We start from the raw sequence: 18,380 nt of genomic DNA, 5'->3' as shown, positions 1-18,380 counted from the left end.
GGAGGGCCATCGGCCATGAGCAATCCTGCGGAGAAGCTCGTCGACCTGCTGGATCTCGAGCGGATCGAGGTGAACATCTTCCGCGGCCGCAGTCCGCAGGAGAGCCTCCAGCGGGTCTTCGGCGGACAGGTGGCGGGCCAGGCGCTGGTCGCCGCCGGGCGGACCACCGACGGTGACCGTCCGGTGCACTCGCTCCATGCGTACTTCCTGCGCCCGGGCCGGCCCGGGGTGCCGATCGTGTACCAGGTCGAGCGGGTGCGTGACGGGCGCTCCTTCACCACGCGCCGGGTGGTCGCGGTCCAAGAGGGACGCACGATCTTCAATCTGACCGCCTCCTTCCACAAGCCGGAGCCCGGCTTCGAACATCAGTTGCCGATGCGCCGCGCGGTGCCCGACCCGGAGGACCTCCCGACGGTCGTGGAGGAGGTCCGTGAGCATCTGGGCGGGCTGCCCGAGGCGTTGGAGCGGATGGCCCGCAGGCAGCCGTTCGACATCCGGTATGTCGACCGGCTGCGCTGGACGCCGGACGAGATCGAGGGGGCGGAGCCGCGCAGCGCGGTGTGGATGCGGGCGGTCGGGCCGTTGGGCGACGATCCGCTCGTGCACACCTGCGCGCTGACCTACGCCAGCGACATGACGCTGCTGGACGCGGTCCGCATCCCGATCGAGCCGCTCTGGGGTCCGCGCGGCTTCGACATGGCCTCGCTGGACCATGCGATGTGGTTCCACCGCCCGTTCCGCGCGGACGAGTGGTTCCTCTACGACCAGGAGTCCCCGATCGCCACCGGCGGCCGGGGCCTGGCCCGCGGGCGGATCTACGACCGGGAGGGCAGGCTGCTGGTCTCGGTCGTCCAGGAAGGGCTGTTCCGGAAACTGGGTGGCTGACCCGGCCGGACGGCCGGCTCCACGGGGGACATCCGGCGGACCCGTCCGGGGTCCTCTCTGCGGGCCTCTTCGAGCGCCCTCGCGAGATGGACGCGGTACCACAGGACCTCGTCGAACTCGTCGGCCGTCAGCACCCGTTCGCAGGCTTCCCGGGCCGCCGGGGTGGCGGTGATCACCGTCGCGAGGGTGGGCCGGAGCCGGCGCAGCACGGACCGCTCCAGGGGGTTGCCGGCCACCGAGGCCAGTTCCTCCGGGGGCAGTACGGCGGCGATCACCGCGGCCGACTCCCAGGGGTCGCCGGTCTGTCCCATGAGCTGCGCGACCCGGCGGCCGCGCCACTGGCGGGCCCGCCAGTCCTGTCCGCCGTCGAGCATCACCCGCATCGCCGCTGGGGTGTTGCCGCGGAGCAGGTCGGGTTCGCGGTCGGCGAAGTCGGCGATCTCCGCCGCGAGGTAGAGCCAGACCACCGCGCCGTAGCGGTTCACGTAGAACCGGGCGGGCGCGAAGCAGCCGGCGCGGGTCAGGCGGAGCACCCGGCCCGGTCCGACGCCCATCAGCCGGGCGGCCTCGGTCATGCCGACCGTGCGGATGCGCTCGCGGAGCGCCTCCGGGAAGCCGGGCTCGGCCTGGAGCCGGGCGATCTCCTCGGCCGGGACCCGGCGTCCGCCGAGGACTCCGGCGCCGGGTGGGCGCTCGGCGCCGCCGGGCGGCACCGTACGCACTTCTCCGAGCTGGACGGCGAGCTCGAACTCGCCGCTGCGCAGCTCCAGTTCATGGGCCGCTCGGCCCTTCGGGAGCGTCTGCCGCCCGTCACACATCACTGTCATGTCGTTCCCCCGCAACTCGGTCGGTCAGCGTCGATCACTGACAGTCACGACTGTAGCCGCAGGCGGTGACAGTGCGTCAACCTCCGCCTCAGACCTGTGGATAACTCTCCGACCGGCGCACCGCGACGCCCAGGTGCTCGCCGACGCGATGGACCAGCAGCGTCATCTCGTAGGCGATCTGCCCCAGATCGGCGTCCGCGCCGGCCAGCACGCACAGGCAGCTGCCGTCCCCCGCCGCCGTCACGAACAGCACCCCGTCGTCGAACTCGATCATGGTCTGCCGGACCTCCCCGCCGCGGAAGTGCAGCGCCGACCCCTTCGCGAGGCTGTGCAGTCCCGAGGCGACCGCCGCGAGATGCTCGGCGTTCTCCCGCCCCAGGCCCTCGCTCGCGCCGGTCACCAGCCCGTCGCTGGAGAGCACCAACGCGTGCCGTACCTTCTCCACCCGCTTGGTCAGGTCGTCCAGCAGCCAGTCGAGTCCGCTGCTCAATGCCATGTGACGCTTCCTCCCCGTGTCCCCGGCCGCGGTCCTGGCCGGACGGCAGCCCATGGTCCCTCCGCGGACTGCCGTGCCAGCCTGTCCCACCTCCGCCGTCTCGGCAAGCGGCCCGCGGCGCGGCGTGCCACGCGGCGCCCGCGCCGACGCGCGGAGAGGATGTCGGCATGGCACACAAGATGACGAAAGACGAGTGGCGGGGGTTCCTCTCGGAGGGCACCCGGACCGGAAAGCTGGCGACCGTGCGGGCGGACGGCAGCCCGCACCTCGCGCCGATCTGGTTCCTCCTGGACGGCGACGAGTTGGTGTTCAACACCGGTGCGGACACGGTCAAGGGCCGCAATCTGGCCCGCGACGGCAGGCTCGCCCTGTGCGTGGACGACGACCGGCCGCCGTTCTCCTTCGTGACCGTGCAGGGCTCGGCGGAGATCAGCGACGACCTGGCCGACGTACGGCACTGGGCGACCCGGATCGCGGCCCGTTACATGGGCGAGGACCGTGCGGAGGAATACGGCGCGCGCAACGGCGTGCCGGGCGAGGTGGTGGTGCGGGTCACGATCGACAAGGTCGTCGGACTCGCGGCGATCGCGGACTGACCCGGTGCGTGGCGCGGGCCGTCCGGTGTCCGCGCCCCGCCCGTCCGCGGCTCATCCCACCGGGGCCGGCGTCCGCGGGGAGTGCTGCCGGCCGGCGTGCTCGACGAGCCGGACCAGCACCTCCTTGCCGGAGTCGCGGTCCCGCGCGTCACAGAGGACGACCGGGGTACCGCGGGCCAGATCCAGCGCGCGGGCCACCTCGTCCGCCCCGTAGGAGCGCGCGTCGGCGAAGCAGTTGACGGCGACCAGGAACGGGATCGCGCGGCGCTCGAAGTAGTCGACCGCCGGGAAGCAGTCCTGCAGCCGGCGGGTGTCGGCGAGGACCACGGCGCCCAGCGCGCCCTCGGACAGGTCGTCCCACAGGAACCAGAAGCGGTCCTGTCCCGGGGTGCCGAAGAGGTAGAGGGAGAGCCCCTCCCGGATGGTGATGCGGCCGAAGTCCATCGCCACGGTGGTGGTGGCCTTGGTGTCCACTCCCCCGGTGTCGTCCACCCCCTCCCCGACCTCGCTGAGTCCTTCCTCGGTACGCAGCGGGCGGATCTCGCTGACCGAGCCCACCAGGGTGGTCTTGCCCACCCCGAAACCGCCCGCGACTAAGATCTTCAGGGCCAGTTCGGGGCCGGGGTCCGGGGCTGCGCCCTCCGGGGCCCCTGGTGCGGCGTTCATCGGCCGTCTCCTTAAGGATGCGGGTCCTGCGCGTCACGGGGAATGCGGATGCACGGCTCGGCGAAGGGAGCCTTCGGCGGCAGAGCGCCGTCCGAAATCCATGGCGAGGACCGTACCGCCCGCTGATCGGAATGTCCCCGAATTCGGCAAAGCCGCTCAGTCTTGTGATCAGGAACCCCGGCGGCCCCGTATTCGTGATAGACGGATCGGACCGCCACAGCGGGGGCCGGTGCGGGATCATGTCGGCATGACGCAACAGCAGTCACAGGAGCGGGCCCTACCGTCCGCCGCGGCGGACGTCTCCGCCCGTGCCGTCGAACGCCATGGCATCGACCCGGTGCCGGACGCCGAGCGGCACGGCAGCCCCCGGTCACTGTTCTGGCCCTGGGCCGCCTCCGGGCTCTCCCTGTTGTGCATCGCCTACGGCGTCTACCTCATGGGCCTCGGCCTCAGCCCCTGGCAGGCGATCGCCTCCGGGGCGCTCGGCTATGTGCTCTCGTTCCTCCTGGTCGGGCTGATCTCGATAGCCGGGGCCCGCACCGGCGCGCCCACCATGGCCATCGGCCGGGCCTCCTTCGGCCGGCAGGGCAACAAGCTGCCCACGCTGTTCAGTTACGTCTCCAACGTCGGCTGGGAGACCGTCCTGGTCGCGCTGTCCTCGTTGGGCGGCGCGGCGATCCTGGCGCGCGTCGCGCCCGGCGTCTTCGCCCGGGCCGACGCCCGGACGCCGACGACTACGGCGCAGGCGCTGTGTTTCGCGGTGACCGCGGTGGTGGTCGTGGTCGTCGGCATCTACGGGCATGCGCTGATCATGCGGGTGCAGAAGTACCTGACCGCCGCGATCACCGCGCTCACCGTGGTCTACCTGGTGCTGATGGCCGACCGCATCGACCTGTCCGCCCTGGGGCACGGCCGGGCGGGCGGCCTCGGCACGTTCGTCGGCGGCGTCGTGTTCGCGATGACGCTGCTGGGCCTGGGCTGGGTCAACTGCGGTGCCGATTACAGCCGTTACCTGCCGCGGACGAGCAGCGGCCGGGCGATCACGGGGTGGACCACGCTCGGCGGGGTGCTGCCGCCGCTGGTGCTGCTGGTGTTCGGGGTGGTGCTGAACGCCGGGGATCCCAAGCTGGCCGGGGCGGCGGCCGCCGACCCGGTGGGGGCGCTCGCGGCGGAGCTGCCCACCTGGTTCCTGGTGCCGTATCTGCTCACCGCCATCGGGGGCTTCGCCTCCGGGGCGATCATGGACATCTACAGCTCGGGCATGTCGATGCTGGCCCTGGGCATCCCGATCCGGCGGCATCTCGCCGTCCTGGTGGACGGCGTGCTGATGGCCGTCGGCGGCTGGTACGTGCTGTTCGTGTCGCCCAGTTTCTTCGCGACCTTCCAGGCGTTCCTGGCCGTCATCGGGGTGGCGATGTCGGCCTGGTCGGCGGTGTTCCTGGTGGAGCAGTGGCGCCGTCGCCACACCGGCTTCGACCTGGTGCGGGTGGCGGCCCTGGGCCGGCCGGCGGTGTTCTCGCTCGTCGTGGGCACCGCCGTCGGACTGGGCCTGATCACCTCCGCCGACCCCCACATCGCCACGGTGGTGGGCTTCCTGCTCACCGACGGCGCCGCGCGGGGCCCGCTGGGCGCCATGAACCTCGGCGTCGTGGTGGCCCTGCCCGTCACCGGCGTGCTGTACGCCTGCACGGCGTCGCTCGGCGCCCGTCGTCACACCTCTGGAGGAGACCGATGACCGACCACCACGGTGAACGGCCGCACGAGGTGCGGGCGTTCTTCGCGCCGCGCGCCGCCGACTGGGACGCCAAGTTCCCCGACGACGGCCCTGCCTACGCCGCCGGCGTCGCCGAGCTGGGGCTGCGGCGGGGCGAGGCGGTCCTGGACGCCGGCTGCGGCACGGGACGGGCGCTGCCGGCGCTGCGGGAGGCCGTGGGGCCGCAGGGGACGGTGCTGGGCGCCGATCTGACGCCGGAGATGCTGACCGCCGCCGTACGGGCCGGGCGGGACCGCTACGCGCCGCTGCTGCTCGCGGACGCGACCCGGCTGCCGCTGCCGGACGCCGCGCTGGACGCGGTCTTCGCCGCCGGTCTCATCTCCCATCTGCCGGGCCCGGAGGCGGGCTTCACCGAACTGGCCAGGGTCGTGCGCCCCGGTGGCCGGCTCGCGCTCTTCCACCCCATCGGGCGGGCCGCCCTCGCCGCGCGCAAGGGGCGGGCCCTCACCCCCGACGACCCCCGGGCGGAGCCGAATCTGCGGCCCCTGCTGTCCCGCTGCGGCTGGGAGCTGGTCCGGTACGAGGACCGGGACGCGCGCTATCTGGCGTTGGCGGTCCGCCAGGGTTGAGGCGCGGCCCGGCCCGTGGGATCCGGGGTCAGGAGGCCACCGGGTCCTCCCCGTGCGGGACCGGGCAGCCGCCGAGGCGCCGGGAGGCCGGGAAGGTGCCGAGTTCGGCCACCCGGAAGCCGTTCGGGTAGCCCTTGATCTCGGGGTTCTGGCGGGCGTAGTGCGGGGTGCGGCGGGGCGGCAGCAGCCGGACGGCCTTCGCGCGCAGCTTCAGGGCGCCGCGCACCGTCTTCTGCAGCGCCGGGGCCGGCCGGTCGTAGCGGAAGGCGTCCAGCAGCGAGTCGTCCAGGAGGGCCATGCTCGCGCGGCGCACCATCGGGGCGAGCGGGCCGTACCAGCCGGCCATCAGGTCCAAGGTGGCGTCGGAGACCCGTCGTGCGCCCTCGTCCCAGCCGAAGTGCGCCGCCTCGTAGGCGTCGAGGTACTGCTCGAAGTCCTCGTAGGTACGCGGGAGTTCGGGGATGCCCATATGGCGGCCGAGGGTGCGGTAGTAGGCGGCGAGGGCACGCTGTTCGTGCCGGGTCAGCCGCCGCCAGCCGTAGGTGTCGAGCCAGCGTTTGGGCATCACCACGAAGGTGCACAGGACGTAGCGCATGTCCTCGTCGGAGATGTCGTAGCTGCGGTGCATCTGGTTGATGCGGCGGATGGCCGTCCGGCCGTCCTCGCCGTCGAAGCCGTGCTCCAGTACGGCGTCGAGGAGGAGGGCGGTGTCGTCGTAGCGCTTCTGCGTACGGTCCGTCAGTTCGGCGGTCTCGGCGAGCAGTCGGCCGATGCTCGGCACGGCGTAGGTGCGGTAGAGGGCCAGTTCCAGGGCCCGGGTCAGGTCCCAGGGGAACTCATGGGTGGCGATGATGCGGTAGATCGCCAAGAAGTCGCGCTCGGGATCGAGCCTGCGGATCTCCTTCAGCCAGTCGTAGCGCCGCACGTGACAACCGTCCTTCCCTCGCCGGAGCGCCCAGTTTAGGGGCGGCACCGGCGGCCCGGCAGACCGGGCAGATCACCTGATCCGGACACTGTAGGAAGGCATAAGCCCAGCGTAGGAGTGGTGACAAGCTCCCGACGGGGCAATTAAGGTGCGCCGACGTACTCCGCAAAGGATGGGAAGGGGAGGTCCGCGTGCCCACGACCGAGAGCGCCGACAACGACCAGTTGTTCGTGCTGACGGCGGTGCTGCTGACGCCCGGGCAGTTCCCGAGCGTGCTCGGCGACGACTACCCCGAGGTGTGCGCGGGCCTCGGGCTCGAACCGTACGCCGAGGGCTACGGACTGGTCCTCGGGCAGGACGGCGGCGGTGCCCGCTGGACCGTGGTGACCGAGGACGTGTCGCTGGTCGCCTGTGCCATCGCGGCGTGGGACTGCGGGATGGAGTACGACCTCTCGCCCGGGGAGAGCAGCATCGTCGCGGCGCTCCCGGGCTGGCCGCTGGCGCTCGCCGTGTCCGCGCCGGGGGTGCCGGCGCCGCATGATCCGGAGCGGGAGGCGGGTGAGCCGGCGCCGCTCTGCCCGCCGGACGCGGAGGAGTGGGGGCCGGCCCAACGGCGGCTCGGCGCGGACGAGATCGCGCTGCAGTGGGCGATGTGGCGTGAGCAGGTGGACGGTGAGGTGACGTTCGCGGAACCGGGGGACGAGGCGCACGAGGGGGTGCGCCGGGTGCTGAAGGAGGCCCGCGGCTATCTGGCGGAGTCGCCGCCGCCCGGGCGCGTGCGGTCGTCGTTCGCGGCGGGCGAGGCGCGCACGCTGCGGGTCGACGGGCCGGGCTGGAGCATGGTGGCGCGGACGGACGACATCGCGTTCGTGCTGCTGGACGAGGAGCCCGGCGAGGTGCATCCGGTGGGCCGGGGGCCGGAACTGCCCGGGCTGCTCTCCTCGCTGGACGAGCTGGCGGCCCGGCCGGTCTGAGCCGGCCCCCTTCCGCACGGCCGGTCGCCCGGGGCCCGGCCCTGATCACCGGCCGGCCCGGACCGCCGACCGGCCCGGGCCCCGGGCAGGCCGGCTCGCGGCCCCGTTCCCGCCTGCCGGTGTCAGCGTCCCAGCTGTTTGCGGCCGACCCTGCGCAGGCGGCGGCGCTGGGAGGAGTCGAGGGCCAGATATGCGACGGCCGGGACCCCGACCATGACCAAGAGGGCCGCCCAGAAGGGCAGCAGCCACAGCAGGACCACTCCCACCGCGACGCCGCCGATCGCGACCTTCGCCTGTGTGGACATCCTTCACGCCCCTTCCGCGGCCGGTGCCGCGCTCTGTCGTACTCCATTGAACGCCGATTCCGCGCCGCGGGTTCCCTGTCGTCCCGTCCGGGTTGCCGGGTGCGGCCGGGTGCCGCCCAGGGGTGCGCGCGTTCCTCGTTCGGGCCCGGCGTCCGGTACCCTCGGGCGCTCCAGGCGCCAGTAGTCAAACTTGAGGAGTTCGGGATCCCGTGACATCCACGCGTGCGGCCACCCCCGCTCAGCTCTCCGGGCTCGCCCGCTGCCCGGCGGTCTTCCTGCCGTCGGACCCACCCCGGGCCGGGCGGATCGCCTTCTGGCGTCTTGATGGTGAGCCGATCGCGGCGGCCCGCACCGAGGAGGACGCGCCGGACGGGAGCGGGCCCGGGGCGGAGCGGCTGAGCGTCGTACTGCCCGAGGAGGACGGCGGCCTCCAGGTCGGCGAGGTGCCGGCGCTGGTGCTGCCGGTGGCCGACGCGCTGCCCGTCCTCACCCGGTTGCGGGCCGGCCGGGCCACCCATCCGGCCGCCGCCTTCTGGGGCGCCGCGGCGGTCCTCGCGCTCCAGCTGGCCGCCCGTGGACGGCTGCTGCCCGGCGTGAGCCCCGAGGGGTACGACGCCTGGCGGCTGGGCCCGCTCGATGCCGCGGACCTCGAACGGCTGCGGGAGCTCGCCGCCGCGATGCCTCCGTACGCGCACGCCACCCCGCTGCCGGGGACGGACCCGGTGGAGCTGCCCGAGCCGGAGCGGCACCTGCGGGCGTTCCTCGACGCGGTGGCGGACGGTCTGCCGCGCTCCCCCGCCGCGGCGCTGGCCACCGGGGCACCGGCCTTCGCGGCGGCCGCGCCGCAGCACATCCCCGAACAGCGGGACTGGGCCGCGGACGTCGCCGCCGGTCATGACGCCGGCGTACGGATCTCCTTGCGGGTGGAAGCGCACGGCCTGGAGCCGGAGGCGGCGGTGGGCGTTCCGGTGGACGGTGCCGCGCCGGCCCCGGATGGCGAGGTCACCTTCCGCGCGGTCCTCCAGGTGCACAGCCTCACCGATCCGGCGCTGGTGGCGGACGCCACCGAGGTGTGGGCGGGGGCGTCGACGGCGGGGCAGGCGTTCGGTCCGCGGGCGCGGATGGACACCCTGCGCACGCTGCACCGGGCGGCCGAGGTCTGGGCGCCGCTCGGCCCGTTGCTGTCGGCGGCGGTGCCGGACGCGCTGGAGCTCGCCGACGAGGATGTCGCCGAACTGCTCGGCCCGGCCTCCCGGGCGCTGGCCGCGGCCGGGGTGCAGGTCCACTGGCCGAAGCAGCTCGCGCGCACGCTGACCAGCCGCGCCGTGGTGGGGCCGCCCGACACCGAAGGCCCGGGGGACGGCCGGGAATCGGGGCCGCCCTCCTTGTTGTCCGCGGACGCCCTGCTCTCCTTCAGCTGGCGGTTCGCGGTGGGCGGCCAGGAGGTGGACCGGGCCGAACTCGACCGGCTGGCAGAAGCGGGGCGGCCGCTGGTGCGGCTGCGCGACCGGTGGGTGCTGATCGACCCGGAGGCCGTGCGGGCCGCCCGGGACCGGCAGGACCGCAAGGTCACCCCGCTCGACGCGCTCGGTGCCGCGCTCACCGGGAGCGCCGAGGACGGCGCCGGCGACCGGGTGGCGGTGCAGGCGACCGGGTGGCTGGCCGGGCTGCGCGACCGGCTGGCGGACCCGGAGGGCACCGCCGCCGGCCCCGTCGCCCAGCCGCCCGCGCTCCGCGCGACGCTGCGCGACTATCAGCTGCGCGGCCTGGGCTGGCTGCACCGGATGACGTCACTGGGGCTGGGCGCCTGCCTCGCCGACGACATGGGACTGGGCAAGACGATCACCCTCATCGCGCTGCATCTGCACCGGCAGTCCGCCCCTGAATCGGCCGGCCCGACGCTGGTGGTCTGCCCTACGTCGCTGATGGGCAACTGGCAGCGGGAGATCGAGAAGTTCGCGCCGGGCACACCGGTGCGCCGGTTCCACGCCGGACGCCGCAGCCTGGCCGACCTGGTGGACGGCGAGTTCGTCCTCACCACCTACGGGACGATGCGGCTGGACGCCGAGAAGCTGGCGGAGGTGGCCTGGGGGCTGGTCGTCGCGGACGAGGCGCAGCACGTCAAGAACCCGTTCTCGGCGACCGCCAGGGCCCTGCGGACCGTTCCGGGCAGGGCCCGGGTGGCGCTGTCCGGCACCCCCGTGGAGAACAACCTGACCGAGCTGTGGGCGATCCTGGACTGGACGACGCCCGGGCTGCTGGGGACGCTGGGACGGTTCCGCACGCGCTATGCGCGGGCCGTCGAGGGCGGTCCGGCGGCGTCCCCCGAGGCGGCCGCGGCGGCCGACCGGCTGGCCCGGCTGGTGCGGCCGTTCCTGCTGCGCCGGCGCAAGTCCGATCCGGGCATCGCGCCGGAACTGCCGCCCAAGACGGAGACCGACCGTGCGGTGGCGCTGACCACGGAGCAGGCCGGGCTCTACGAGGCGGTGGTGCGCGAGGGGCTCGACGAGATCGCCGGGACGGACGGGTTCGCCCGCCGCGGGCTGGTGGTCAAGCTGCTCACCTCGCTCAAGCAGATCTGCAACCACCCCGCGCAGTTCCTCAAGGAGGAGCAGCCGCGGATCGGCGGACGTTCGGGGAAGGTCGAGCTGCTCGACGAGCTGCTGGACACGATCCTCGCCGAGGGGGCGAGCGTGCTGGTGTTCACCCAGTACGTACGGATGGCGCGGCTGCTGGAGGGGCATCTGGTGGCGCGCGGCGTGGCGTCGCAACTCCTGCACGGCGGGACGACGGTGGCGCGCCGGGAGGAGATGGTGCGCCGCTTCCAGGACGGCGAGGTCCCGGTGTTCCTGCTGTCGTTGAAGGCGGCCGGCACCGGCCTGAACCTCACCCGGGCGGGCCATGTCGTGCACTTCGACCGCTGGTGGAACCCGGCCGTCGAGGCGCAGGCCACCGACCGCGCGTACCGCATCGGGCAGACCCAGCCGGTGCAGGTCCACCGCATGATCACGGAGGGCACGATCGAGGACCGGATCGCCGGCCTGCTCCAGCGCAAACAACAGCTGGCGGACGCGGTGCTGGGCACCGGCGAGGCCGCACTGACCGAACTCACCGACGCCGAGCTGGCGGACCTGGTGGCACTGCGAGGGAGCGAGCGATGACCGGACGATTCGACGACGGCGACGACGACGGCACCTACGGCGGCGGCGCCCATGAGGACGGCATACCCGGGGAGGGCGCTCACGGGCACGCCCCGGACGCCGAGCGGACCTTCGCCGCGCTGCCGCCCGCCGGCGGCCGGGGCTTCGCCCGCACGTGGTGGGGGCAGGCGTGGCTCAAGGCGCTGGAGGACACCGCTCTGGACGGCCGGCAGCTGAAGCTGGGCCGGCGGCACGCCCGGGCCGGTGCGGTCGGTGCGGTCTCGGTGCGCCCGGGGCGGCTGACCGCGGTCGTCCAGGACCGGGACCACAGCCGGCACCGGTCCGATGTGCTGCTGCAGCGGCTGGACGACGCCGCATGGGACCGCTTCCTCGATCTCGTCGCGGACCGGGCCGGGCACATCGCGGCGCTGCTCGACCGGGACATGCCGCCGGCACTGGTGGAGGACGCGGCCGCGGCGGGCGTCGAACTGCTGCCGGGCATCGGTGACCTGGAGGCGGAGTGCAGCTGCGGGGCGTGGGACCACTGCGCGCATTCGGCGGCGCTGTGCTACCAGGTGGCGCGGTTGCTGGACCAGGACCCGTTCGTGCTGCTGCTGGTACGCGGCCGCAGCGAGCGGGAGTTGCTCGGGGAGTTGCAGGCGCGCAGCGCGGCCCGGGCCGCCGTGCCCGCGGCGGCCGGGGACCCGGCGGCGGGGCCCGGTGCGGGCGTACCGGCCGCCGAGGCGTACGCGGCGCGCGACATCCTGCCGCCGCTGCCCGCGCCGCCCCCGCCGGTCGACGAGCCGGGCGCCGCGCCGGTGCTCGGCCGCGGCACCCCGCCCGCGCCGGGGGTGGACGTGGCCGCGCTGGAGTTCCTGATCGGAGAGGCGGCGGCGCGCGCCCAGCGGTTGCTGGCGGACGCGCTCTCGCCCTGGCATGCGGACACCCCGCCGCCGCCCGCGCTGACGCCCGGTCAGGACGCCGTGCGGCTGGCGGCGGCCGGTCCGGACCGGGCCGTCTCGGCACGGCTGGCGGCCGGTTCGGGGCGGGACGCACGCGGCCTGGCGTGGGCCGTACGGGCCTGGGAACTGGGCGGTACGGCGGGGCTCGCGGTGCTGGAGGAGGAGTGGGCCCCGGATCCGGCGGCGCTGGCCCGGGCGGCCGATCGGCTCGCGGCCGCCCGGGACGACGACGGCACCCGGCCCCCGCTGCGGGCCACCGGCAACCGCTGGACGGTGGTCGGCGGCGCCGCCCAACTGCGGTACGGGCGCGACGGCCGCTGGTGGCCGTACCGCAAGGAGCGCGGGCAGTGGGTGCCGGCCGGTCCGGCCTCGGACGATCCGGCGGCGGCGCTGGCGGAGGCGTCGGCGGAGGGCTGAGCAGGGGACGAGCCGTGGGACCCGGGGGTGGTCAGGCACCGCCCTCCGGGGCGACCCCGCCCTCCGTGGATGCCCCGTCCTCCGCCACGGCCCCGTCCTCCGCGGCCTTCCGGTGCGCGGCCGCCCGGCGTTGGAAGATCTCGTGCAGGTCCCGGGCGGCCCGGGGAACCGAGCCGGAGCGGCGGCGCTGGATCACCATGAGGACGTCGGTACGGCCCTCCGCCAACGGGCGGTAGGTGAGGGTGCCGCTGCGCTCCAGGGGGTCGCCGATCACGCTGAAGTCCGGCAGGACGGTGGCGCCCAGCCCCTCGGCGACCATCAGCTTGCCCATCTCGGCGCCGTCGGTGGAGTACGAGAAGGACGGCGCGCGGCCCTGGAGCAGCCGGTGCACGAAGCGGTGCATGACGTAGCCGGCCCGCATGACGATCAGCGGCTGGGTGAGCAGTGCGGTCACCGGGACCTCGGTCAACGCGGCCAGCGGACTGTCCGGCCGGATGCACACCACCGGCCGGCCGCGCAGGAGTTCGGTGGTGTGGAAGTCCGGCGGCAGGTCGTCGCCCTGCAGGTAGTTCACCAGCCCCAGGTCGAGGCTGCCCTCCAGCAGGGCGCGGTGGATCTCGGCCTGCTGGGCGCCGATCACCTCCACCTGGGTCTGCGGATGGCCGGCCCGGAACTCGCGGATGGCCGGGACCAGCAGCGGCACCGTCGCGGCGTTGACCGTGCCCAGCCGGGCCATCCGGCTGATCTGGTGCTGGTCGTCCGCGGCCCGGCGCAGTTTGTCGACCGCGTCGAGCACGCCGATGATGTGCGGCAGCAGTTCGCGGCCCTCGTCGCTGATCTTCGCGCCGGAGCGCCTGCGGTCGAGGATGTCGACGCCCAGCTCCCGTTCGAGATTGCGGACGGTCTCGCTCAGGGCGGGCTGGGAGAGGTGCAGCGCATCGGCGGCCCGGCGCAGCGAACCGAGCCGGGTGACCGCCGCTATGTATTCGAGTTGCTCGATCCGCATATCGGCGTCGCGCCCCTTTACCGCCGTAATTCCCGGGAGTTCCGACCGGCCGGTTCAAGGGGGACCCTATCACCACCTCGCGGATACCGAATCGACCGATGCGGCACCCCACCGGTAAACTCGGCGGTGCGCGGCCGGAATGCCGAACGGCCCGCTTCCGCAGAATTGTTGCAGGGAGGTGACGTGTTGATGAAGCCGCAACAGAGCCTGACCCAGCGGCGCCACGTCGACCTCGTCAGGGTCTCCAGCGCCCTGTGTCGGCGCGCGCTCTGAGCGCCGATCAGCGCTGCCCACCACGAGTTTCCCGGCTTTCCACGGCACCCCGCGCCGCTTTTTGTTCCGTCCGCGGCCCGCGCCCGGGGCTGGTTTCCCCTTGCCCTTTTCCGGTGCCTTTTCCCTGCCCATTTCCCTTCCGCGGAGTTCTCATGTCCGAATCCCCCGCCCAGGCCCCGGCCCGTTTTGCCTACTGGGTTCCCAATGTCAGCGGTGGCCTGGTCACCAGCACCATCGAGCAGCGCACCGATTGGGGCTACGACTACAACCGCAAGCTGGCCGTACTGGCCGAGAACAACGGTTTTGAATATGCGCTGAGCCAGGTCCGCTACATGGCCAGCTACGGCGCCGAGTTCCAGCACGAGTCGACGAGTTTCAGTCTGGCGCTGCTGCTCGCCACCGAGCGGCTGAAGGTGATCGCGGCCGTCCATCCGGGGCTGTGGCACCCGGGCGTCCTGGCGAAGCTCGGCGCCACCGCGGACCACCTCTCCGGTGGCCGGTTCGCGGTGAACGTGGTCAGCGGCTGGTTCAAGGGCGAGTTCACCGCGCTCGGCGAGCCCTGGCTGGAGCACGACGAACGCTACCGCCGGGCCGAGGAGTTCATCCGGGCGCTGCGCGCCATCTGGACCGAGGACCACGCCGAACTGGCCGGGGACTTCTACCGGATCCGGGACTTCTCGCTCAAGCCCAAACCGCTCAACTCCCCGGCCCGGCCGCATCCGGAGATCTTCCAGGGCGGCAATTCCACCGCGGCCCGCGCCATGGCCGGCCGGGTCTCCGACTGGTACTTCAGCAACGGCAAGGACTTCGACGGCGTCACCGAACAGATCCGGGACGTCCGGGCGTCGGCCGCGGCCGCGGGCCGGCCGGCCCCCCGCTTCGGGCTGAACGGCTTCCTGATCGCGCGGGACACCGAGGCGGAGGCCCGGGAGGTGCTGCGGGAGATCATCGCCAAGGCGGACACCGAGGCGGTGCGGGGTTTCGGCGCGGCGGTCCAACAGGCCGGGCAGTCCACGGCCGATCGCACCGGTATGTGGCAGGACTCGTCGTTCGAGGACCTGGTCCAGTACAACGACGGCTTCCGCACCGGGCTGATCGGCACGCCGGAGCAGATCGCCGAGCGGATCGTGGCGTTCAAGCGGCGGGGCGTGGACCTGTTCCTGCTCGGCTTCCTGCACTACCTGGAGGAGGTCGAGTACTTCGGCGAGCGGGTGCTCCCGTTGGTGCGCGAACTGGAGGCCCGGGAAGAGGGCCACGAGGCGGACGCGGCGACGCCGGCCGGCCGGGCCCCCGCCGCCGCCCGGCACTGAGCCGCTCCGCGGCATTCCCCGCTTTCCCGTACCCCCTCCGCTCTCTCCCCTTCGAGGTGATCCCGTTGGCCACCGTCCTGTCCGTCTCCGGCAGTCCCTCCGCGACCTCACGCACCGCCCGCCTGCTCCGTCATCTGGACGCCGGGCTGGCGGCCGAGGGGCACCACGTCATCCCGCTGGACGTCCGTACGCTGCCGGCCGAGGCGCTGCTGGGGGCCGATTTCGGTCACCCGGCGATCGTCGAGGCCACCGAACTGTTCGCCCGCGCCGACGGCATCGTCATCGGCACCCCGGTCTACAAGGCCGCCTACTCCGGTCTGCTCAAGTCGCTGCTGGACCTGCTGCCCCAGTACGCGCTGACCGGCAAGACCGTGCTGCCGCTGGCGACCGGCGGGAGCACCGCGCACGTCCTGGCCATCGACTACGCGCTGCGGCCGGTGCTGCAGTCCATGGGGGCCGCGCACATCGTGCAGGGCTGGTTCGTGCTCGACCGGCACCTGGCCGTACGCGAGGACGGCGCGCTGGCCGTCGACGCCGGGGCGCAGGAGGGACTGGACCAGGTGCTGGACCAGTTCTCCGGCGCGCTCGGACGCCGGCCGCTGCTGTCCGCCGCCGGCTGACCGGCGCCCTGACCCCCGCCCTTCGATCCCCCTTGGAGGCAGCATCGTGACCGCTCCCCCGCGGCCCGCCACCACCGCTCATGTGATTTCCGACGACGCCGAGGCACTGGCGGTCACGGCCGGCCTCGCCGAGGCGTTCCGGGCCGGCGCGGCCGAACGGGACGCCGGCCGCCGGCTGCCGCACGCCGAGCTGACGCGGCTGTCGGCGAGCGGACTGCTCGGCATCACCGTGCCGCGCTCGCACGGCGGGGCGGAGGTGCGGACCGAGACGCTCGCGGAGGTGTTCCGCCGGCTGGCGGCCGCGGACGCCAGCCTGTCGCAGATCCCGCAGAGCCACTTCGTGTACGTCAACGTGCTGCGCCGTCAGGGGACCCCGGAGCAGCGGGCGTTCTTCTTCGGCGAGGTGCTGGCGGGGCGGCGGCTGGGCAACGCGCAGTCGGAGGCGGGCACCCGGCACGTCCAGGACCTCCGCACCCGTCTGGTGCCCGCGGCGGACGGCTCGTACGTCCTGACCGGGGTGAAGCACTATGCGACCGGGGCGCTGTTCGCCGACTGGATCCCCGTCCTGGCCCGCGGCGAGGACGAGGCGCTTCATGTGGCGTACGTGCCGCGGGAGGCTGCGGGGGTGCGGGTGGTCGACGACTGGGACGGGATGGGGCAGCGGACGACGGCCAGCGGCACGGTGCACCTGGAGGGGGTGACGGTGCCGGCCGACCGGGTCGTCCCGCACCACCTCACCTTCCGTGGACCCCAACTCCACGGCGCCGTGGCGCAGTTGCTGCATGCCGCGATCGACACCGGGATCGCCGCCGGTGCCCTGGCGGAGGCCGGGGAGTTCGTGCGCACCACGAGCCGGCCGTGGTTCGAGAGCGGGCTGGACAGCGCGGCCGAGGACCCCCTGCTGATCCAGCGGTTCGGCGAACTCGCGGTCCGCGTACGGTCCGCGGAGGCCCTGCTGGCGTCGGCGGCGCGGACGGTGGACGCGGCCGCCGGCGCGCTGACCGACGACACGGCCGCCGAGGCGTCCATCGCGGTCGCCGCGGCGAAGGTGGTCGCGGCGCAGGCGGCGGTGGAGACCGGCAGCGCGCTGTTCGAGGTGGCCGGGACCCGGTCGGCGCGCAACGGCCTGAATCTGCACCGGCACTGGCGCGACGCCCGCACCCACACCCTGCACGATCCGGTCCGCTGGAAGGTGCAGCACATCGGCCGCTACGTCCTCAACGGCACCCGTCCGCCCCGGCACGGGCTGCTCTGACCGCGCGCCTCCCGCCCCCGCAGCCGCGTGCGCCCGCAGTCCCTGCGGCCGTGGGCCGGTACGCCTTCCGCCCGCAGGCCTTCCGCCCGTACGTCCTCCGCCCGTCCCTCCCCCGGAGTCTCCATGTCACCCCTGACCTTCCACTGGTTCCTGCCCACCTACGGCGACAGCCGTCATGTCGTGGGCGGTGGTCACGGTCTGCCCGCCGGGGCCGCCGGCGGGGAGCGGCCGGCCACTCTCGGCTATCTCACGCAGATCGCCCGCGCCGCCGAGGACCTCGGCTTCGAGGGCGCGCTCACCCCCACCGGGGCCTGGTGCGAGGACGCCTGGCTGACCACGGCCATGCTGGCCCGGGAGACCGATCGGCTGAAGTTCCTGGTGGCCTTCCGGCCGGGGATCATCGCGCCGACCCTGGCCGCCCAGATGGCGGCCACCTTCCAGCGGCACTCCGGGGGGCGGCTGCTGCTGAACGTCGTCACCGGTGGCGAGAACCATGAGCAGCGCGCCTACGGGGACTTCCTGGACAAGGACGCCCGGTACGCGCGGACCGGTGAATTCCTCGACATCGTACGGGAGTTGTGGGCCGGGAAGACCGTGGACTTCACCGGCGAGCAGCTCCGGGTGGCGGGCGCCCGGCTCGCGCGGCTGCCCGATCCGGTGCCGCCGGTCTACTTCGGCGGCTCCTCCCCGGCCGCCGGTGACGTCGCCGCGCGGGGCGCCGACGTCTATCTGACCTGGGGCGAACCGCCGGCCGACGTCGAGCGGAAGATCGCCTGGATCCGGGAGCTGGCCGGCCGGGCCGGGCGGCGGGTGCGGTTCGGCATCCGGCTGCACGTGATCACCCGGGACACCGCGGCGGCGGCCTGGGCGGAGGCCCAGCGGCTGCTGGACGGTTTCACCCCGGAGGCGATCCGTGCGGTACAGGCCGGTCTCGCCCGCAGCGAGTCGGAGGGGCAGCGGCGGATGCTGGCGCTGCACCGCGGCCGCACCGACGGCCTGGAGATCGCGCCGAACCTGTGGGCCGGCATCGGTCTCGTACGGGGCGGGGCGGGCACCGCACTGGTGGGCAGCCATGCGGAGGTCGCGGAGCGGATCGAGGAGTACCACCGGCTGGGCATCGAGGAGTTCATCCTCTCCGGGCATCCGCACGTCGAGGAGGCGTACTGGTTCGGGGAGGGGGTGCTTCCGCTGTTGCGGCACAAGGGGCTCTGGCGGCATCCCGGGGCGCCGGACGGGGCCATACCGGCCGCGGCCGAGGTGCCGTTCGCGACCGGGGCGGGCCGCTGATCCGGGGCGGCCGGACCCCGTGCACGGAGCACCCGGCCGCCGAATCCGGCCATCCGGCTGCGCCGTGCCCCCGCGCGTGATTCGCTGAGGGTG

At 73.8% G+C, this 18,380-nt stretch carries 18 protein-coding genes; 12 read left to right on the top strand and 6 right to left on the bottom strand.

All coding sequences use genetic code 11. The features are described from left to right. The first annotated feature begins 15 nt into the window (after positions 1–15). Positions 16–885, top strand: coding sequence for an acyl-CoA thioesterase (locus V2J85_RS12640; RefSeq protein ID WP_261954588.1), 870 nt, complete (start codon positions 16–18; stop codon positions 883–885). On the opposite strand, the gene V2J85_RS12635 is transcribed toward V2J85_RS12640, so the two are convergent. Both V2J85_RS12635 and V2J85_RS12630 read right to left on the bottom strand, forming a co-directional pair. Further along, positions 816–1,712: a DUF6397 family protein gene (locus tag V2J85_RS12635; RefSeq protein ID WP_330821617.1), complete on the bottom strand. Its 897-nt coding sequence runs from the start codon at positions 1,710–1,712 to the stop codon at positions 816–818. The two genes, V2J85_RS12640 and V2J85_RS12635, sit on opposite strands and share 70 nt — an antisense overlap. An 88-nt stretch (positions 1,713–1,800) precedes the next feature. Beyond that, complete coding sequence (locus tag V2J85_RS12630) at positions 1,801–2,208, bottom strand: roadblock/LC7 domain-containing protein (RefSeq protein WP_261954590.1); 408 nt, start codon at positions 2,206–2,208, stop codon at positions 1,801–1,803. A gap of 167 nt (positions 2,209–2,375) precedes the next feature. Here V2J85_RS12630 and V2J85_RS12625 point away from each other — a divergent pair, with 167 nt between their 5' ends. Then, positions 2,376–2,804: a PPOX class F420-dependent oxidoreductase gene (locus V2J85_RS12625; RefSeq protein WP_261954591.1), complete on the top strand. Its 429-nt coding sequence runs from the start codon at positions 2,376–2,378 to the stop codon at positions 2,802–2,804. Positions 2,805–2,855: 51 nt separating this feature from the next. On the opposite strand, the gene V2J85_RS12620 is transcribed toward V2J85_RS12625, so the two are convergent. After that, positions 2,856–3,470, bottom strand: a complete 615-nt coding sequence (locus V2J85_RS12620; protein ID WP_261954592.1) for a GTP-binding protein — start codon at positions 3,468–3,470, stop codon at positions 2,856–2,858. Positions 3,471–3,717: 247 nt separating this feature from the next. Between V2J85_RS12620 and V2J85_RS12615 the strand changes: the two genes are divergently transcribed. Both V2J85_RS12615 and V2J85_RS12610 read left to right on the top strand, forming a co-directional pair. Next, positions 3,718–5,205: a purine-cytosine permease family protein gene (locus tag V2J85_RS12615; protein WP_261954593.1), complete on the top strand. Its 1,488-nt coding sequence runs from the start codon at positions 3,718–3,720 to the stop codon at positions 5,203–5,205. Beyond that, entirely contained in the window at positions 5,202–5,813 is a 612-nt protein-coding gene (locus V2J85_RS12610; protein ID WP_261954594.1) for a class I SAM-dependent methyltransferase, read from the top strand. The genes V2J85_RS12615 and V2J85_RS12610 overlap by 4 nt, the downstream gene beginning before the upstream one ends. 28 nt (positions 5,814–5,841) lie before the next feature. Here the strand turns inward: V2J85_RS12610 and V2J85_RS12605 are convergent, their stop codons facing one another. Further along, complete coding sequence (locus tag V2J85_RS12605) at positions 5,842–6,738, bottom strand: oxygenase MpaB family protein (RefSeq protein ID WP_330821616.1); 897 nt, start codon at positions 6,736–6,738, stop codon at positions 5,842–5,844. A 191-nt stretch (positions 6,739–6,929) separates the two neighbouring features. On the opposite strand from V2J85_RS12605, the gene V2J85_RS12600 reads away from it, so the two are divergent. Next, positions 6,930–7,712, top strand: a complete 783-nt coding sequence (locus V2J85_RS12600) for a hypothetical protein (protein ID WP_330821615.1) — start codon at positions 6,930–6,932, stop codon at positions 7,710–7,712. A 122-nt stretch (positions 7,713–7,834) separates the two neighbouring features. Here the strand turns inward: V2J85_RS12600 and V2J85_RS12595 are convergent, their stop codons facing one another. Continuing rightward, positions 7,835–8,017, bottom strand: a complete 183-nt coding sequence (locus tag V2J85_RS12595) for a hypothetical protein (protein WP_030810293.1) — start codon at positions 8,015–8,017, stop codon at positions 7,835–7,837. Positions 8,018–8,226: 209 nt separating this feature from the next. Between V2J85_RS12595 and V2J85_RS12590 the strand changes: the two genes are divergently transcribed. Then, positions 8,227–11,178, top strand: coding sequence for a DEAD/DEAH box helicase (locus V2J85_RS12590; protein WP_330821614.1), 2,952 nt, complete (start codon positions 8,227–8,229; stop codon positions 11,176–11,178). Further along, positions 11,175–12,536, top strand: coding sequence for an SWIM zinc finger family protein (locus V2J85_RS12585; protein ID WP_330821613.1), 1,362 nt, complete (start codon positions 11,175–11,177; stop codon positions 12,534–12,536). The genes V2J85_RS12590 and V2J85_RS12585 overlap by 4 nt, the downstream gene beginning before the upstream one ends. A 31-nt stretch (positions 12,537–12,567) precedes the next feature. On the opposite strand, the gene V2J85_RS12580 is transcribed toward V2J85_RS12585, so the two are convergent. Further along, the gene (locus V2J85_RS12580; RefSeq protein ID WP_261954599.1) at positions 12,568–13,542 is read right to left on the bottom strand and encodes a LysR family transcriptional regulator; all 975 of its coding nucleotides are present in this window, start codon (positions 13,540–13,542) and stop codon (positions 12,568–12,570) included. 189 nt (positions 13,543–13,731) lie between these two features. Here V2J85_RS12580 and V2J85_RS41285 point away from each other — a divergent pair, with 189 nt between their 5' ends. The 5 genes from V2J85_RS41285 (at position 13,732) to V2J85_RS12560 (ending at position 18,287) form a co-directional block, all read left to right on the top strand. Next, positions 13,732–13,815, top strand: a complete 84-nt coding sequence (locus tag V2J85_RS41285; RefSeq protein WP_410011348.1) for a putative leader peptide — start codon at positions 13,732–13,734, stop codon at positions 13,813–13,815. A gap of 152 nt (positions 13,816–13,967) precedes the next feature. Beyond that, positions 13,968–15,125, top strand: a complete 1,158-nt coding sequence (gene sfnG, locus V2J85_RS12575) for a dimethylsulfone monooxygenase SfnG (RefSeq protein ID WP_261954600.1) — start codon at positions 13,968–13,970, stop codon at positions 15,123–15,125. Between the two features lie 65 nt (positions 15,126–15,190). Continuing rightward, a complete protein-coding gene (gene ssuE / locus V2J85_RS12570; RefSeq protein ID WP_261954601.1) occupies positions 15,191–15,745 on the top strand; it encodes an NADPH-dependent FMN reductase in 555 nt (184 codons plus the stop codon). A gap of 46 nt (positions 15,746–15,791) precedes the next feature. Continuing rightward, positions 15,792–17,000, top strand: a complete 1,209-nt coding sequence (locus V2J85_RS12565) for an SfnB family sulfur acquisition oxidoreductase (RefSeq protein ID WP_330821612.1) — start codon at positions 15,792–15,794, stop codon at positions 16,998–17,000. Between the two features lie 123 nt (positions 17,001–17,123). Further along, positions 17,124–18,287, top strand: a complete 1,164-nt coding sequence (locus V2J85_RS12560) for an LLM class flavin-dependent oxidoreductase (RefSeq protein ID WP_330821611.1) — start codon at positions 17,124–17,126, stop codon at positions 18,285–18,287. The last annotated feature ends 93 nt before the right edge of the window (positions 18,288–18,380 follow it).

The sequence above is a fragment of the Streptomyces bugieae genome (genome assembly GCF_036352915.1).
Lineage (GTDB): Bacteria > Actinomycetota > Actinomycetes > Streptomycetales > Streptomycetaceae > Streptomyces > Streptomyces endophytica.
The sequence above is the reverse complement of the archived record's forward strand: the minus strand, read 5'-3'. Positions and strand labels throughout refer to the sequence as shown.

Coding starts and splice junctions, on each gene's coding strand:
- V2J85_RS12610 (WP_261954594.1), top strand. CDS start 5,202: ATGACCGACCACCACGGTGAACGGCCGCACGAGGTGCGGGCGTTCTTC.
- V2J85_RS12595 (WP_030810293.1), bottom strand. CDS start 8,017: ATGTCCACACAGGCGAAGGTCGCGATCGGCGGCGTCGCGGTGGGAGTG.
- sfnG (WP_261954600.1), top strand. CDS start 13,968: ATGTCCGAATCCCCCGCCCAGGCCCCGGCCCGTTTTGCCTACTGGGTT.
- V2J85_RS12635 (WP_330821617.1), bottom strand. CDS start 1,712: ATGACAGTGATGTGTGACGGGCGGCAGACGCTCCCGAAGGGCCGAGCG.
- V2J85_RS12560 (WP_330821611.1), top strand. CDS start 17,124: ATGTCACCCCTGACCTTCCACTGGTTCCTGCCCACCTACGGCGACAGC.
- V2J85_RS12585 (WP_330821613.1), top strand. CDS start 11,175: ATGACCGGACGATTCGACGACGGCGACGACGACGGCACCTACGGCGGC.
- V2J85_RS41285 (WP_410011348.1), top strand. CDS start 13,732: ATGAAGCCGCAACAGAGCCTGACCCAGCGGCGCCACGTCGACCTCGTC.
- V2J85_RS12615 (WP_261954593.1), top strand. CDS start 3,718: ATGACGCAACAGCAGTCACAGGAGCGGGCCCTACCGTCCGCCGCGGCG.
- V2J85_RS12580 (WP_261954599.1), bottom strand. CDS start 13,542: ATGCGGATCGAGCAACTCGAATACATAGCGGCGGTCACCCGGCTCGGT.
- V2J85_RS12625 (WP_261954591.1), top strand. CDS start 2,376: ATGGCACACAAGATGACGAAAGACGAGTGGCGGGGGTTCCTCTCGGAG.
- V2J85_RS12630 (WP_261954590.1), bottom strand. CDS start 2,208: ATGGCATTGAGCAGCGGACTCGACTGGCTGCTGGACGACCTGACCAAG.
- V2J85_RS12620 (WP_261954592.1), bottom strand. CDS start 3,470: ATGAACGCCGCACCAGGGGCCCCGGAGGGCGCAGCCCCGGACCCCGGC.
- V2J85_RS12640 (WP_261954588.1), top strand. CDS start 16: ATGAGCAATCCTGCGGAGAAGCTCGTCGACCTGCTGGATCTCGAGCGG.